Origin of the sequence: Hymenobacter sp. GOD-10R (assembly GCF_035609205.1) — a bacterium.
Taxonomy (GTDB): domain Bacteria; phylum Bacteroidota; class Bacteroidia; order Cytophagales; family Hymenobacteraceae; genus Hymenobacter.
Window position 1 is genome coordinate 5,900,338 of the sequence record NZ_CP141184.1, and the last position, 16,647, is coordinate 5,916,984.

Below are 16,647 nucleotides of genomic sequence, written 5' to 3' on the forward strand. Positions count from 1 at the left end.
TCTTATTATCAAAAAGGCACTATTCAGCAGTTCAATTCTAATTGAACCACTAAATAGTGCCCCGAAGACTTAAACTAATTTCTTGCTTTTTTTCGACTTATTAGCTTCCGGGTAGCCGTAGCCTTGGCCATAGCCATACGCAGATAAGTTGTTAGGGCGCGCGTCGTTCAATACCACCATTAGTTGGTTGAATGTGTGCTCCGTGCGCAACTTATTTATAAACTGCAGTTGTGCTTTCTGCGTGACGTTGTAGCGCACTACATACAAGGTTGCGTCTACGTAAGGAGCTACGCTGTAAGCATCTGCGACTTGCCCAATAGGAGCCGAATCGAGAATAATATGATCAAAGCTCTCTTTCAGTACGTTGAGCAGTTGTCCCACGCGCGGGCTTAGCAGCAGTTCGGCCGGGTTAGCTGGTAGCTCACCAGAGCCTACCACATACAGGCCTTCAACTGTCGTGCTTGGCTGCACGAGGTCGTTCACCCGCACTGCTTCGTTGGTCACGTACTCGCTCAGACCTGGACCAGAAAGCTCACCAGCTTCTGACAAAGAGCCAGGCTTGCGCAGATCCAGGTTTACGATGATAACCTTCTTGCCTGCCAGCAGTAAGCTAGCTGCCAAGTTCAAGCTGACAAACGTTTTACCATCGCCGCTTCGGCTTGAAGTCACCAGCATTACCTGATTAGCAGTGCCAGAAGTTGCTAGCTGGTAGTTCGTACGCAGCAAGCGTACCATCTCTGCTAAGGGGCTGCGGGTATTAGGCGATATTACGATGGTCTCGCGGGTGCGATTGTGCGCTAGCTCCCCAAGTACTGGAACACCGGTGGCCCACGCTACTTCTTGCAAGCTCTGCACTTTGTCGTTGAACATGTTCTTCACATAAACAAAGGCAAACGGCAAACCTAGGCCCAACATCAGCGCAATGAAGACAACGGCTGTTTTCTGCGGGCTCACTGGTGATTCGCCAGCTTCTGCAGCGTCAATGATCCGAGCATTCGACACAGCACCAGCCAAAGCTAATGCGGCCTCTTCTCTCTTTTGAAGCAGATACAGATACAGGTCTTTTTTCAGGTCCTGCTGACGGCTGATTTCTTGTAAACCACGCTCAATAGTAGGCATTTGCTGCAAACGCGAGCCAAACTGCCCTGATTTAGCCTGTAGGCCACGCCGTGTGATTACCAAGTTATTTTTGAGCGTACGTAAGTTCTCCAGGATACTACCCCGCAAGTTGGTCAACTGGTCCGTCATGGTTAGTACCAGCGGATTGTCGGCCTGTACAGTACGCAGCATTCGCTCGCGCTCTAACTGCAGTTCGTTGAACTTTGTGATCAACCCCGATAAGGTGGGGTCTTGCACACTCAACGTACCTGGAATCAGCTGATTCGGCTCAGTTGGCTGATTGATATATTGCTCAATCGAGGACAGTACGTCCAGCTGAATATTGAAGTCAGAAAGTTGCTTGTTATAGCCGCTAGCCTCTTGCAAGGACTGCTGAACTTGCGAAGTGATATTAACTACATTGTTTTCCCGGCTGTACTTCTCCACGTTCTTCTCCACCGAAGTAAGATCCGACTCTAGATATTTCAAGCGGTCATCAATGAAGCGGATAGTGTTATTCGCCAACTGATTCTTGTCTTCTACAGCCTCCTGGTTATAGACCTCCACCAATTTATTGAGAACAGCTTCGCCACGCTCAGGTACTGCATCTGTCACGTTGAGCGTCAATAAGCTAGCTTGCTTGTTGATAGTCGACACCCCTAGCTTCTTGGCATAAGAGCCAGCTAATTGACGCCGATCCTGGAAGCGAATCAGCAAAGGATGTTGCCGAAAAGCAGCTAGGTTGGCCGGCTTGCTTACTACAGTGAATTCTCCGTAAGGCGTATGCAGTAGCTGACCGAAAGCATATGTCTGGACGGGCTTATTCGCTTCTCCTAGCGTGAAATGCGTTGCATCAATTACTTGCAACAGCACTTGCTTGTTATACGCACTAGAGTCCAAGCGGCTGATCAGAAGTCGGCAAGGTAGGTTTTCACCATATAGCTCTTGCTTACCCACGCGGCCCTTGATGTAGTAAGCGGCTTGCATGTCGAGGTTCGCAAAAACCCGTTGCATCAAGCTGTTCGATTTCAACAGCAGAATTTCGTTGTCGATATTCTTGCTGGCATTCTCCTCATTCAAGTTGTTGAAGCGCTCGTTGCGTTGCTGCTGCGGCTCGTCTTTCTTGTCCTTGATAAGGATTGTCATGTTGATGCTGTACTGCGGCACTGTATAGCGCAAGTACAACCACGCGCCGGTTAGCGCTACTAGTAAGCCAAGGGCAAAAAGGTACCAGTAGCGACGATACGTGGCCCAGGTGAGCGGCTGGGGGGGTAATGCTGCCTCCGTAGGCAGTAGCTCACTAGTCGTATCGGGATATGCCATGGTAGTTATCTATTTAGTACCAAAGATGTTCTGGAAGTTGAAAAGCACTGCGGCTAGTACTGTGATACCCATGCCAGCTAGGGTAAGCGTCAGCGCGTTTGTGCTAGCCTGCACTTGCTTGATCTTATCTGGCGCAACATAAATTACGTCATTTTGCTGCAGATAAAAGAAGGGTGAGGTCAGCAAGGCCTTGTCATTCAGGTCCAAACGCGTCGTGGTGCGTACTTGGTTCTGTTCGCGAACCAGCAGCACGTTTTCGCGACGTCCGTAAGCCGTCATGTCTCCCGCCAAACCGAGTGCTTCCAAGATCGTGATACGCTGCGTGGGCACCAGGAACGTGGACGGGCGGTTTACTTCTCCAATAACCGTCACTTTGAAGTTTAGGAGCCGAATTGTGATGATGGGCGACTTGACGTATTGCTGTAGTAGCCCAGTCATTTTAGTAGTTGCCTCCGTGTTCGTCATTCCAGCTAGCTTAACTTTACCTAATACTGGAAAGTCGACGTTTCCATTCTGGTCCAGTAAATAGCCTTCGGTAGGAGTAGTTTCAGCAGAGAGCGTGGTGGCGGCGGCACCTGGAGCAGCTAGCACACCACGATTAAAGAGCGCATTAGACTCTGGGTTTAAGCTACTCACCTTGATGCTTACTAGGTCGTTTGGTTGCAAGCGCAATTCCACGGGTGCTTCAGGAGGAGTTTGATAACGGTCATTCTCCTTCAGATTGCTGAAATACACCAAATTACGCGGGGTACAGGAGGCTAATAGCCATAAAAAAAGAAGCGGTAAGATTCTACGGGCAGATATGCTACTCATGCGAAAAAAAGATTACAATAAGCTTATGAACTCAAGTTTCTCAGCAAGCAAGAGAAAGTAACAAGCAACTGCTGAATCAGAATAATTTACCCGTACCAATCAGACGCTTAGCGTTCTGCTAGTACTTAGCAAGTATGTAAGAAAGTCAGGCAAGTGTCACTCTCAACTAAATTAAGACGCAAGTTAGACAGCTTATAACTATTGCTGTAAACAATGCGAAGGTAGGTAATATAATCCTGTTAATGACAAGTCGAACGAATAAAAATATGAATCTATATATATTTTATTGCTTCATGAGGTAACATACAGGATTCCCATGGCAGAGGGTATGTTTTAACAATGAAATGGTATGAATGCTCCACAAAGCTTTTAACTGCAGAAGGCTGCTCTTGCTGCTTATCGCACAGTAGCAAAGCAGTGAGAACTGACACAGCAGCCAGCTACCACCTTGCAATGCTCAAGCAATCTAAATCGTTAATCAAGCTAGCTTAATCTCTTCACTCCTTCTCGCCTACTGCACTTGCCAAGGCTAGCAAATATGCTCCTCTCCTACGCTACCTCATACAAACCAACTTCTCCGTAGAGCTACTCAGAGGTTGTAACCTAAGTAATTTGAAAGTGGTTTATCCGCGACCTTACACTACATAAGTATAGGGAAGCTTTCGTTACTCTACTACTATTTTACGGCAGTATAGATTTCCCTCTCTATCCTACGAGTAACTGGCAGTAATCTGTTAGCAAATAGCCACCTGCCCGTCGCCAGATGTTTATTCTGTAGCGAAGTGCAGGAGGCTATTTGTCTTAAGCTTATCAGGTTACCAAATACTGTTAGAAAGCATTCTCGCTACCTTTAACTGCTTGCTTCACAGTTAGAAGTACGATTTTCACATCAAGCAGGAACGACCAGTTCTTGATGTAGAAGATGTCAGCGTTTACGCGCTTGGTCATGGCGGTAAGCTCCTTGGTTTCGCCACGGTGACCTGCTACTTGTGCGAGGCCTGTGATGCCGGGCATTACTGCGTGGCGCACCATGAAGTTGTCAATTACGCGAGCATAATCTTCCGTGTGTTTGAGCATGTGCGGACGCGGCCCTACTACTGACATCTCTCCCCGCAGCACGTTGATAAACTGAGGCAACTCATCTAAACTAGTCTTGCGCAGGATAGCGCCGAGACGAGTGATGCGACTATCGCCGCGGCTAGCTTGCTTATGATCAGCATCATTGCTCATACGCATGCTGCGGAACTTGAAGCAGTAAAAGGGAAGCCCATCTTTGCCTGTGCGCAGTTGCTTGAAAAAAACTGGACCCTTAGAGTCTAGCTTGATGAGAAGCGCAATCAGCGGTACCAACCAGCTGAGCAAAAAGATCAATACCAAAGAGGCAAATAGTAAATCAAAGACCCGTTTTACTAAAACGGCGCGAAATGCAGCATCTTCAACTTGACGGTAAGAAAAGTTGTTAGGCATTGTTCCTTGCTCTTTTAGAGTTGCGTATGCGGCCATGGTTATCAGAGTAAGAAGTGAGGCTATCGAACCTGCTACTGTTAGCGTTGACGAAATCAGTGCGTGATTGAAAGAAGCGTGTTTAAGTTTAATACAAGCTTATAAAACTTTGTATTACTGTTGCTTACATCTCTTCTTAAAGAATTCTGTGTAGGTTAACTGTTGTAGCTTACAAATAGTTTTTTTGTGTTCACATCCCCATCCGACACCCCCTTGTTTTGGGTCCATCTGCTCTTTCGATTTGGATAGCCTAAAACAGCAGGTTCTTGTTGGATAAAACATCTAAAAAAAGGTGTTTTACAAGCTTTCGGTGCAATATTACGTTAGAAAAATATACCATCAAAATAAAATCACATTTTTTATTACATAGTGACAAATTTATATTTGATAAAGATTCGGTAACAGCTAAGTGACACTCTTTTTTGTACTAGCTAAAGGTAACTATAGCCTTATACGCGCTTTTGGACTAATAGGTGGCTTTTTTATATAAATTTTACATGAACAAACGACACGTGATTTACTGAAACGTTTGCGGTAACTATTTAGAACCAACTAAAAGGTTTGCTAAGTATAAATACTAATTACTGTTAGTGTACAAATGCACACCATTCTAACTGAAGCGTTATCGTTAGAATCACCTTTAGCTAAATAGAAAAGCTTCTTGCTCGGCAGGTTATTGGTAAGGCTGCCGAGCAAGAAGCTTTTGGTTCGTCTGAACCTAGGTAAGCTGCGCAGAGAATTAATGCTTGAAGTGGCGCACTCCGGTCATTACCATAGCCATTCCACGGGCATCGCAGGCTGCGATGCTGTCTTTGTCTTTGATAGAGCCACCCGGCTGAACCACTGCTCGAATGCCTGCATCGCCTGCAATTTTTACGCAATCGGGGAAAGGAAAGAACGCATCGGAGGCCATTACTGCCCCATGAAGGTCGAACCCGAATGTGCGCGCTTTCTCAATAGCTTGCTTGAGCGCGTCTACGCGTGAGGTCTGTCCTACGCCAGAAGCGAGCAACTGCCCAGCCTTGGCTAGTACGATGGTATTGCTCTTTGTGTGCTTGCAGATCTTGGCAGCGAATACCAAGGCATCTACTTCTTCACTCGTGGGTGCTGATTGAGTAACTACTTGGAAATCGGCAGCAGTTTCAGTCTTGCGGTCGGCATCTTGCTCGATAAAGCCATTAAGTAGCGTTTTCACCTGCTTAGCAGGAAAAGCTACGGGCTTCTGACGCAATAGCACCCGGTTTTTCTTGCTTTGGAGCAGCGGAAGTGCCGCCTCGTCAAACTCCGGCGCAATCAGTACTTCGAAAAACAATTTGTTGAGTTCAACCGCCGTGGCTTCATCGACAGGTTGATTGACAATGATAACGCCACCGAATGCCGATACGGGGTCACATGCCAGTGCATTTAGGTATGCGTCGTGTAGTGACGCGGCTTGTGCAACGCCGCAAGCATTGGTGTGCTTTAGAATAGCGCAGGCTGGTTGTCCGTCCGTAAACTCGGCAATCAGCGCCACCGCTGCATCCACGTCGACTAGGTTATTGTAGCTAAGCTGCTTGCCATGCAGTTGATCAAACAGGGCAGCTAGGTCGCCGTAGAAAGCACCTGCTTGGTGCGGGTTTTCGCCGTAACGTAGAGGTGTGGCTGGTTTTTGGCTGATCTTGAGCGCCGTATCCTGCAACGTAGTTCCTTGGCTTAGACACCCGAATATCTGCGTATCGTAGTGCGAAGTAGCTTCGAAAGCTGCCGCTGCATAATAGCGCCGATCTTCTAACTCTGTTGCGCCATTCTTTTGGGTGAGCAGTTCTGTGACGGCTGCATACTGGTCGCGGCTGCTCACTACTAATACATCCTGATAGTTTTTGGCCGCCGCCCGCAGCAAAGAAATTCCACCGATATCAATCTTCTCAATTACGTCTGCCTCTGGAGCGCCCGCGGCAACAGTTTCCTCGAAAGGGTACAGATCGACGATAACCAAGTCGATTGGCGGAATTTCGTATTGCTCGGCTTCTTCTAGGTCGCTGGGTTCGTGCCGCCGATGCAAAATACCGCCGAATACTTTGGGGTGTAACGTTTTGACGCGGCCACCGAACACGGCCGGAAACCCGGTCAGACTTTCCACTGCCGTCACTTCAGCACCTTGGTCTTCCAAAAACTTCTGTGTACCGCCCGTTGAATAAAGCTGCACACCGTGCGCTTTTAACAGCGCCACCAACGGCTCTAACTGGTCTTTGTAATACACCGAGATGAGGGCGGCGCGAATTGGCTGAGACTGCATAGCAAGAGTGAATTAAGCTGGTTTGATGCGGCGAAGGTAGCACCTGTACCCTGCTAAGCCCAAGTTGCAGCCCTACCTTTCCCTTATATCCTTACTGCTATAGTCACAGAAAAAGGCCCGTAGCAGTTGCTACGGGCCTTTTTCTGTGGTTACTATTTATTTGATCTATGCTCTATTAGAAAGCTTCGCCAACTGCGAAGATGATTCCGGAGTTACCGCCAGAACCTACACCATAGTCAAGACGAATGTTAAGCCGGTCGCGGCGGTTGAAGCGAAAACGAGCGCCTAGTCCACCTGCTATTTTAGTACCATCAAAGGTGTAATCTGAGATTTTGTATCCCACTTGTCCTACACCGGCAAAGGCTACCCCATCAATCCGCCAAAATAGCTTCTGGCGAATTTCGGCTTGAAAAGTCGAGAACTGACGGTCGCGGAAGCGAGCTTCGTAGATACCACGCATCAAGTATGTATTGTTGTACAACGACCCTCCTAAAGTAGCACCCATACCACCTAGCTCCCGGAAGGGAACATCACCGGAGTGATATTGACCCAAGAACTGCAGCGCCAAGATGGTGTTATTGCTCCCAAATAAGGGATTGAAGTGGCGGGCATCTATCTGGTAGCGAGTGAATTTGTAGTCACTACCTAGCAACGAGCCATTGAAGAGCATGTGTGCATCGATGAAGTTACCACGGTACGTGGCCAGTACGTTGTCGCGCCCGTCGTAGAGCAGGGCCGGACCTAGGCCAGAGGTGATGATGCCGTTGCGTTGCTCCCCTAGCCCACGCAGATTAGTAGTGCCACTGAGTTGGTCGTACACGACTGGAGGATTCCCAACAGTGTACTCTTGCTCGTCCTTCAATTTTACATCACCTAGGTTCGTCAGGCGGTAGCGCAGGCCGACGAACAGATTAGGAGCAACTTTGGCTAGGGCCTTCTCGTCGAATACGAACAGTGGATACTGAATCTGTACTTCGTTTCTCTTATAGGTATCGTTGCCGATACCGTAATAGTTGAAGACCAGATCGTAATAGCTTAGCTCACCCGAGAAATAGAATTTCTCTTCTGGAGTGAAAATGGTATGCGTAAGCTGGATAGTAGTTTGTTTCTTTTGCGAGAACCAAGCTAGAAGACGAGCGTTCGATTTACGTACAGTCGTGTCGGTACCAAAGCGCCAGATGGGTAGGATAGCCGCGCCAGCCGCAAAACCGGTCTCTTGCTGGTAGAAAGCGAGTGGTACAGGCCAGAAAGCGGGCTTATCGGCTTTGCTTTTTGCCGGCTTTGCCGAAACGGATCTGTTGGCGGTGGTAGCAACAGAATCAGTTGCCGTTTGGGCGTAAGCTAGCCGAGATAAGGTACTCAGTAGCAGCACTACGTAGAGGAAGCGCATAGATGGGCGTGAGCGGAACAAAGTGGATGAAGACGGTCAGTCCAGCGCAGGATTGGGCACTTGAAACCCCAAGTCTGGTCAGGAATTTCTCTGCTAACGAAGCTGAGCCAGAAACGTTATCCTAGCTGAACGCCATCCAACTCATCGATAGGACCCCAGCTAGCATCACTCCTTTACACCAAGTGCTCAGGCGAGTAAAATTCCGCCGCCGGTCGGCTCGTACGAGTAGACGCCCTAAGCCGATCAAAGGAACAATTACGGCTACTACCAACCACAGCCCTAGCCCCAGCTTGTCGTGCGAAAGCGCATTCCAAGCTGCTCCGGTCACTAAGACCAGCAAGCTCATCAGAAAAAAGCCCGTCACCCACTTCGTCCGGATAATTCCCCAAACAATAGGCAATGTCCGGCAGTCGTGCTGAGCATCACCGCGCATATCTTCCACATCCTTAATAATTTCGCGCACCATCGTCAATAAGAAGGCCGCTAATGCATAGACCCATACGGTCAGATGCCCAGTGCGCAGTTGCAGCTCCGGTAAGAGCACCAATGCAGCGGTGAGCAACGCAATAGCTAGGTTCCCGACCAGCGGCAGCCGCTTGAATCGTGCCGAGTACCCCCACAGGAGCAACGCGGAACCTAGGTTCACAAGACCTAGCAAGGGCGACAACGCGCCTGCTACCACCACCCCCTCCCCTGAGAGTATCAAATGCGCAAGCATTGCCTGTCGCCGATTAACTAACCGACCAACGATTAGGCGGTCGGGCCGGTTGATGGCGTCAATCTTCACATCATAGTAATCATTGATGATATAGCCTGCTGCTGCGATGCACAAGGCAGCAAGCAACATCAATCCGAAACGTATCTCCAGCAGAGGCGCATGCAGTAGGCACGTGCGAACCAGCAGCAAGCACAGAGCCATTAGCAGCAAGTTGGGAAAGCGTACCAGTAGCAGTAGTTGTCGCGCGCCTTTTAATCCAGACGCCAGCACCCAAGAGGACGGCGAAGAAGAGGAAGCGGAGTAAGGCATAAAGCTGATAAAAACACCTAGGAAGATAAAATTACTTACTCTACTCTAGCTAGTTACTTCAAAAGAAAAAAGAAAGCCTCCCCGTTCACGGAGAGGCTTTCTAGCAAGCAAAAAAATACGTAAGACTAGCTTACAGCTTTTTTACATTGATAGCGTTAACGCCTTTACGACCTTCCTGCGTGTCGAATTCCACACGGTCGTTTTGCTGAATCTGGCCCCCGTTAAGGCCGGTTACGTGCACGAAGAAATCTTCCTTCGTAGCGTCTTCTGTAATGAAGCCGTAGCCCTTCGACTCATTAAAGAATTTTACGGTTCCTGTTTTCATGAAAATAAAAGTGGTGAATGGATGATTTTGTAAAGATAAAGGACTTTTATAAAATCGCAACTGCGCCTCCAAACGCGGCCTAACTCAATAATATTGTGTTAGTAGCCATTCTACTGTAGCGCTTGTTTACCAGGTGTTTTGCGCCTTCATAACGGCCTCAATTAACTCACGTACCGCTCCTTTTCCGCCGGGTAAGCTCGCAACATAGTTGCTGATGGCCGCAACATCAGTGGCAGCATCGCTGGGGCAAGCAGCCACGCCACACCGACGCATCACCTCCACATCCGGCATATCATCGCCCATGTAAGCAATGTACATAGGGTCAAGCCGGTTCAGATTGATGTAGTTGTTGAAGATCTTCATCTTATCGGCTACACCTAGGTAGATGTCGTGCACATCCAGCGACTCCAATCGGCGGCGTACCCCTTCCTCTTCCCGCCCTGAAATCACGACAATTCGGTAGCCTTTAGCCACGGCATGCCGAATAGCGTATCCATCCCGAATATGAAAGGTTCGGGCTTGCTCGCCGGAATTGAGAGCTAGCAGTGTACCGTCTGTTAGTACACCATCCACATCAAGAACAAAAGCTCGAACAGCGGATAAATCAGGAAGACTCATTGAGGTGCTGCTACTTAATGCGTGACACTTAGCGCTTTCTTAAAAGCCCTCGCAATTATTGGTTGTCACGCCATTCGTACACCCATTTCGCTTGAACTTGCTCAAGGTGTCCTTCGGTGGCCTGCTCACGCGTACCAGCAAAGTTGGGTAGGCTTAGAATCCACTCCAGCAATTCTGTGAAGCGAATACGATAGATTTTAGCCTCCGTAAAGTCGTCCCCAAATTTCTCGTAGAGCGCCATGGCAATATCTTCATGGTCGCCCCATTGGATGGGTGGCTCAAAATGGTTCATAGTAGTGAGATGCTGATTAGCTTATGGTATGTAGCGCCGAGCTGAAACTGACCAGAAGCACAGTATAGCGCTTCTGTCCGTTGATCGGAGCGCTACTTAGTGGCCCAAGAAGTCTTGCGGGGGCACAAGAATGACTACTTCTTGGGAGGTCTGGATAACGCACTGGCATGCTAGCCGTGAGTTGATCCGTGGGTTGACGGCCCGGTCAATGAAGTCTTCCTCTTTGTCGGAAATTTCAGGCAAATAGTCTTCGCCCTTCACTACGTACACGTGGCAGGTGCTACACCCACAAACGCCACCGCAGTTATGCTGCAGTTGAATCCCGTTGTTGAGGGCGACGTCCAGCACCGATTCCCCTTGGGCCGCAACGTGCGTTTGGGAAAGTTGGCCGTCCTGAAACTGAAAAGTAATATTGGCGACTTGCACAGGATAAATGCTTGAGCGGAGCGAAATGCGGGCACGAAGGTACGCACCCCCGCCCGCGAATCAAAGCTGTAACGGCTCCTCATTGTTTGTGGCATCGTCTAAAGCTTCTGCCTTAATGCTATCGGTCAGCACTTTATATAGCGCCAACCAACGAGGGTGAGCAGCCAATGCAGCCTGGTGACTAGCTAGGGTGGGCTCATCGCCGCGAGCAGCCGGACCCGTCTGCACAGAAAAAGGCGGATGTAAAAAGGCTTTATCGATGGTTTCCTGCACCAAGGGAGCTAACAACGAAAACGATAAGTCTGCTTCGGTGAGCAAGGCATGGCTGATACCTAGCAGGTGGTTGGTAAAGTTGCAGGCAAACACCGCCGCTACATGCAACGCTTGCCGTTGAGGCGTGGCAACACGCGCTACCTGCTGACTTAGCTCGTGCCCTAAAGCCAGCAGTGTGGCTTCGCTGGCAGCATCTGTGGCTTCAATGCATAGTGGTACCATCTGCCAGTCTACTTGCCTACCTAGGCTAAAGGTTTGCAATGGGTAGAACACCCCACCGCGTAGGTCCTTGTAGGGAGCGAATGCTTGTAGTGGTACCGTTCCAGAAGTGTGCGCCACCAAGGCGCCACTCGGGAACCTAGCTTCAGCCAGAACAGCAGGTATGGCTGCGTCGGGTACAGCAACTAGGTAAAGGTCAGCAGGGTAGGCACGCAGATCGAGACTATTACCAGCTTCCGCCCCTGGCAGCTCGGTTGCTAGCCGCTCGGCACCTGCTAGCGTGCGGCTCCAAACATAGGTAACCTGATGACCAGCATGCATGAGCGCCGGACCTAGCTGAGTGGCGACCCGACCGGTTCCTACTAGTACTATCGTGAGCATGAGAAAAGCGAATTTACACTATACCTAGGCTGATTATCAGCAGAATAAAACATTATAAAGACTTTTAGTATGTTTTTCACAATAACGCATTAGGATTTAAGAATATCCACACATATTAACATCACAAACTAGCTAACTACCTATTTGCAATGGGCTTATCTCTTTTTCTATCACTTCCTCAATTACCTATCATGAAACAATTTTACATTTGGAAGAGCCTCCAGTCATACTGGAAGCAAGTAGCCTTAGCTGCCGCTTGCAGTGTTGGTTTGGGCACAGCGCAAGCACAAGATGCGAGTGTGCTGACGATCCACACGCTCGGTAAGCTTGCCACGCCATCTTCGTTGCCGCATGCGGTAGCAGCAGCCGTCCGAAACACGGGCACTTCGGCTCTCACCAACCAATCTGTAACGCTCACGGTAACCGGGGCGAATACCTTCACCAGCACCAAGACTATTAGCACGCTAGCGGCAGGTGCTACCTCGCTAGTTACCTTCGATCCGTATCCCGCTGCTCTAGCCCTGGGAACGAATACTGTAACGGTCAGTGTGCCCGCTGATGCCAACAACACCAACAATACTCAGACGTACGAACAGCAGGTAACCACCACTCGAGTTACGCAGATTGACGTAACCAAACCTTACGTTGTCACTGGGGTTGGGGTGAGCAGCACAGCACCCGGTGGGGCACTGGCAACAAAGTTCACGACGAGCCTACCTGTTACCCTGAACGAGGCGAAGATAACGTTTGTAAATGCGGGTACTGCAGGCACCTTATATCAAGTACAAGTATTCGATGCAGCTGGTGCAGGCAGTACGCCTGGCACAGCCTTGTATACGTCGCCGACCCAAACGCGCCCCACTATCGCAGGCACCACTGGTCAGCTGAGCACCGCAACTGTTTCGCTTCCTTCCGTAGCCGTTACGGGTTCTTATTACCTAGCAATCCGCGAAGTAGGCACGGCATCTGGTGGGCCAGCGAATGTGGGCGTGGCGTACCAGCTCGAAGATCCACTGCGCGCTAGCACATCTTTCTACCAGATTGCGGCTGGCGGAGCCTGGACAGACGTAGGCACAACCACTCTACGAACGCGCCTAGCATTGGAAGTAACTATCGGTGGCGCTGTTACCTGCGGCTACCCAACCAACGTAGCTGTTTCCAATCTGACAACTACTAGTGCTACCGTAGCCTTCACAGGCCCAAGCGGCGTTACCAGCTTTAGCTTGATTTATGGTCCTTATGGGTTTAACCCTGCCACCGGTGGTACGGTACTCCCAGCCACGGCATCGCCCGTTACGATCAGTGGCCTAGCTCCGGGCACACGTTACCAAGTATACGTACGCTCAAACTGCGGCGGCACAGCTGGCCAGAGCGTTCTGAGCGACCAAGCTACCTTTTCGACCCTCGCTACTTGCTTGCCGCCCACGGCTGTTACAATCGGCAGTATTACCGGCACAACTGCTACCGTCACTTTAACTGGACCAACCAATGGCTCTGGTTTTACTTACTGGGTAGTGCCTAGAGGTGCTCCTGCCCCTACCACGGGCGGCACGACCGTGGCAGGTTCGCCTATCAGCCTGACTGGCCTGGCTTCTAGCACCAATTATGACTTTTACGTCCGCGCCAACTGTGGTAGCACCGACCGGAGTACGTTAGTAGGTCCTATTGCCTTTTCTACCTCTTGTGTCAATCCCGTCGTCACGGCTCCTTACCTCGAGAACTTCGATGCAGTTGCTGTTAATACGCTCCCCTGCGGCATTACGGTAGCCGATATCAACGCGGACGCCCGAACCTGGGCTGTAACAGCTGATGCTACTGGCTCAGCTCCGAACGCCATGCGCTATACTTATAGCTCCAACAACCCTGCTGATGACTGGTTCTTCACTCCTCCCATTGCTATGCAGGCTGGAAGGCGTTATCAGCTCCAGTTCAGATACCGTGCACAGTCGGCAACTTTCCCGGAAGGCTTGGAGGTAAAGTTTGGCGCTACAACAACACCAGCTGGCCAGACAACCACCATCTTCAGCAATACGAACATCATCAACAGCACGTACGTCACGGCAACATCGGGGCAAGCGGCTGGGCAAGTAGCCCCCATTGTAGCACCAACTAGTGGCAACTACTACATCGGCTTCCACGCCATTAGCGCTGTTGACCAATTCTATTTGTGGGTTGACGACGTTAGCATCTCGCAAGTGCTGGCAACCAACTCCCCCGAATTTGACCGGGCTATCAGCGTGTATCCGAACCCAAGCAGCGGGGTATTTATGCTCGATGCGCACGCAACCAACTCCAAAGGAGCTATGCAAGTCGAGGTGACCAATTTGCTCGGCCAACTGGTACATACGGCAAGCTTGGTAAACAACCGTGACCAGCAGCCAGTAGATTTATCAAAGCTAGCAGCCGGCATTTACCACATGAAGGTGAAGAGCGGTGACGAATACACGATGCGCAAGCTTGTAATCGAATAACTCCTTCCTACTTCTTTTCTACTAAAAAAGGCAGCCGAGAGGCTGCCTTTTTCGTTATGTACGGCAGCTAGTGCGTAACATTTGTGCGAAGGCCTTTTAGCTGTACCCTTTGCGCGCTTAGCGACCAAAATTCATGTTGAATACAGCGAAATAGCAGGATATTAGCGCGTAAGTCAATTCCCCCAAACCAGCTCATCAGAATTTTCTTTCCCCCTTGTCTATGAAAAAGAAGTACTGTTTTGGCCAAGCTAGCTCTAGATGGATCAGGCTGGCCTTTGCTGCACTGCTAACGGTTGGCGCTGCCACAGCCATCCAAGCACAAAGCCTCAACTACAACTTATATGGTGTGCAGGTTGGAACGCTGCCCGCATCGTCGCCCTACATCGATCTAGCTAGCTTTCCCAGTACAGTTATCGCTACGCCTAACACAGACGATGCCAACTCAGCGCCCCAGAACATCGGCTTTACTTTTAACTACAATGGCCAGAGCTTTACCCAATTTGTGCTTAATACCAATGGGTTCATTAAGCTAGGTAACAGCGCTCCAACGGGCAGCTCGTATTTTGAGGGAGCACAAACTGGCTTCGGTGGGCCCTTCGATTCTTCGGACGCCAACTTACTGGTGCCATTCAATGAAGATTTACAGAGTGGTACCTCTCCAGCAGAATATCGGGTGATTACGGATGGTACTGCGCCAAACCGGGTTTGTGTAATCCAATGGAAAAACGTGCAAGACAAAGCACGCCCCGTGGCTTCCGGAAAACCAAATGTTGGCCCGATCTACACCAACATGCAGTTTCAGATTTGGCTATCTGAATCGTCTAACATCATTGATTTCATCTATGGCCCGACTACAGGAGGCACCTCGACAGCTATTAAGTTGGCTGCCGTTGGTATAAAGGGCACGAACAGCACCAATGGCAATCTGCTCACGGCTACTAAAGAGTCAACCACACCTTGGGTTAACGCTAGCTTTCAAGACAACTTCTACCTAGCCAACTCAGACGCATTCAATGTCAGCAGCGCAATAGTCCCACCAACAGGACTTATCTACCGCTTCAATCCTGCGAAATCGAACGACTTGTACCTGAGCACTATTTACACGTTGGGTAAGCTCTCAACGTCCGTTTCGCTCCCTCATTCCGTAGCGGCCGCCGTCACTAATATCGGGACTACAACTCGTACCAATGTGCCTGTTACTTTGGCTGTAGCGGGCGCTAACACCTTCACGAATTCTAAGAGTATCACCTCCATTGCCCCTGGTGCTACGGCTACTGTCACCTTCGATCCTTATCCTGCTACACTTACCCAAGGCACGAACAACCTCACCGTGAGCGTGCCCACCGATGATGACGCTAGCAACAACACCGACGTTTATACGCAGCAAGTAACGCCTAGCACCATAGCGTACATAGACGATACACAGCCATCACCTTACCCGCTCGGCCTTGGTGACCGACCTAACGTTGCGTTTGCGACTAAGTTCTTGAGTAGCCGCCCCGTTGCGGTTAACCAGGTTAAACTCACTTTCCCTACTAGCACTACAACTGCTGATTACCAAGTAATAATCTACAATTCCGGTAGTGGTGGTACTCCTGGGGCGCCAGTGTATACCTCCGCGACGCGCACCCGTGCTGCCGCCGCTGCGGTTGAAACCATCACGATTCCTCCGACAGTCGTAACAGGTAACTTCTTCGTCGGGGTAAAAGAAATAACCAACAGCGTCAACTTAGGCTTTCAAATAGAAGATCCGATACGTAATGGCACCTTCTACTACACCCAGGATGGTACTAACTGGCTTTCGCTAGCCGACATCGATTTTCCAGCGCGGTTAGCAATGGAAGTTTCTTTCACTACGGTTACGGCTAACTCACCAGAACTCCAGCGCGCCATCTCGGTGTACCCTAACCCGAGCACCGGCACTGTTACGCTCTCTATCCATGGTGTAGCAGCCAAGGGTGCTTTGCAGGTACAAGTGAGCAACCTACTTGGGCAGACAGTATACACGGGCACGGCGAAAAATGAGGCTACGAATACCTTGAACCTAGCAAACTTAGCTTCTGGCGTTTACAACTTGAAGGTGCAAAATGGTGACCAGTACACCATCCAAAAACTAGTGATTGAGTAGTCACACGTATTATCCGAAACAAAAAGAGCCGCCCGATGGGCGGCTCTTTTTGTTTCTACTTATCTGACGATCTGTTTATCCCCTC

The 16,647-nt window shown here is 49.8% G+C and carries 13 protein-coding genes; 2 read left to right on the plus strand and 11 right to left on the minus strand.

Features of this window, described 5'->3' with window-relative positions; translation table 11 throughout:
* Window positions 1-69: 69 nt before the first annotated feature.
* The 11 genes from SD425_RS23565 to SD425_RS23615 form a co-directional block, all read right to left on the minus strand.
* Complete coding sequence (locus tag SD425_RS23565; protein WP_324672915.1) at window positions 70-2,421, minus strand: GumC family protein; 2,352 nt, start codon at window positions 2,419-2,421, stop codon at window positions 70-72.
* A gap of 9 nt (window positions 2,422-2,430) precedes the next feature.
* Complete coding sequence (locus SD425_RS23570) at window positions 2,431-3,156, minus strand: polysaccharide biosynthesis/export family protein (RefSeq protein WP_324672917.1); 726 nt, start codon at window positions 3,154-3,156, stop codon at window positions 2,431-2,433.
* A 906-nt stretch (window positions 3,157-4,062) separates the two neighbouring features.
* The gene (locus tag SD425_RS23575; RefSeq protein WP_324672918.1) at window positions 4,063-4,737 is read right to left on the minus strand and encodes an exopolysaccharide biosynthesis polyprenyl glycosylphosphotransferase; all 675 of its coding nucleotides are present in this window, start codon (window positions 4,735-4,737) and stop codon (window positions 4,063-4,065) included.
* Between the two features lie 739 nt (window positions 4,738-5,476).
* Window positions 5,477-7,012, minus strand: coding sequence for a bifunctional phosphoribosylaminoimidazolecarboxamide formyltransferase/IMP cyclohydrolase (gene purH / locus SD425_RS23580; RefSeq protein ID WP_324672920.1), 1,536 nt, complete (start codon window positions 7,010-7,012; stop codon window positions 5,477-5,479).
* A gap of 175 nt (window positions 7,013-7,187) precedes the next feature.
* Window positions 7,188-8,402: a BamA/TamA family outer membrane protein gene (locus SD425_RS23585; RefSeq protein ID WP_324672922.1), complete on the minus strand. Its 1,215-nt coding sequence runs from the start codon at window positions 8,400-8,402 to the stop codon at window positions 7,188-7,190.
* 121 nt (window positions 8,403-8,523) lie between these two features.
* Window positions 8,524-9,429, minus strand: coding sequence for a geranylgeranylglycerol-phosphate geranylgeranyltransferase (locus SD425_RS23590; RefSeq protein WP_324672923.1), 906 nt, complete (start codon window positions 9,427-9,429; stop codon window positions 8,524-8,526).
* A 130-nt stretch (window positions 9,430-9,559) separates the two neighbouring features.
* Complete coding sequence (locus SD425_RS23595) at window positions 9,560-9,754, minus strand: cold-shock protein (RefSeq protein ID WP_086597166.1); 195 nt, start codon at window positions 9,752-9,754, stop codon at window positions 9,560-9,562.
* Between the two features lie 126 nt (window positions 9,755-9,880).
* Window positions 9,881-10,372, minus strand: a complete 492-nt coding sequence (locus SD425_RS23600; RefSeq protein ID WP_324672927.1) for a 3-deoxy-D-manno-octulosonate 8-phosphate phosphatase — start codon at window positions 10,370-10,372, stop codon at window positions 9,881-9,883.
* Between the two features lie 55 nt (window positions 10,373-10,427).
* Window positions 10,428-10,664, minus strand: coding sequence for a Fe-S cluster assembly protein IscX (iscX, locus tag SD425_RS23605; protein ID WP_324672929.1), 237 nt, complete (start codon window positions 10,662-10,664; stop codon window positions 10,428-10,430).
* A gap of 96 nt (window positions 10,665-10,760) precedes the next feature.
* Window positions 10,761-11,090: a 2Fe-2S iron-sulfur cluster-binding protein gene (locus SD425_RS23610; RefSeq protein WP_324672932.1), complete on the minus strand. Its 330-nt coding sequence runs from the start codon at window positions 11,088-11,090 to the stop codon at window positions 10,761-10,763.
* 60 nt (window positions 11,091-11,150) lie between these two features.
* Entirely contained in the window at window positions 11,151-11,963 is an 813-nt protein-coding gene (locus SD425_RS23615) for a Rossmann-like and DUF2520 domain-containing protein (protein ID WP_324672934.1), read from the minus strand.
* Window positions 11,964-12,154: 191 nt separating this feature from the next.
* Between SD425_RS23615 and SD425_RS23620 the strand changes: the two genes are divergently transcribed.
* Together SD425_RS23620 and SD425_RS23625 are read left to right on the plus strand one after the other, a co-directional pair.
* Window positions 12,155-14,434 carry a T9SS-dependent choice-of-anchor J family protein gene (locus tag SD425_RS23620; protein WP_324672936.1) on the plus strand — a complete coding sequence of 760 codons (2,280 nt, stop codon included), beginning with the start codon at window positions 12,155-12,157 and terminating at the stop codon, window positions 14,432-14,434.
* Between the two features lie 220 nt (window positions 14,435-14,654).
* Entirely contained in the window at window positions 14,655-16,562 is a 1,908-nt protein-coding gene (locus SD425_RS23625) for a T9SS type A sorting domain-containing protein (protein ID WP_324672938.1), read from the plus strand.
* The last annotated feature ends 85 nt before the right edge of the window (window positions 16,563-16,647 follow it).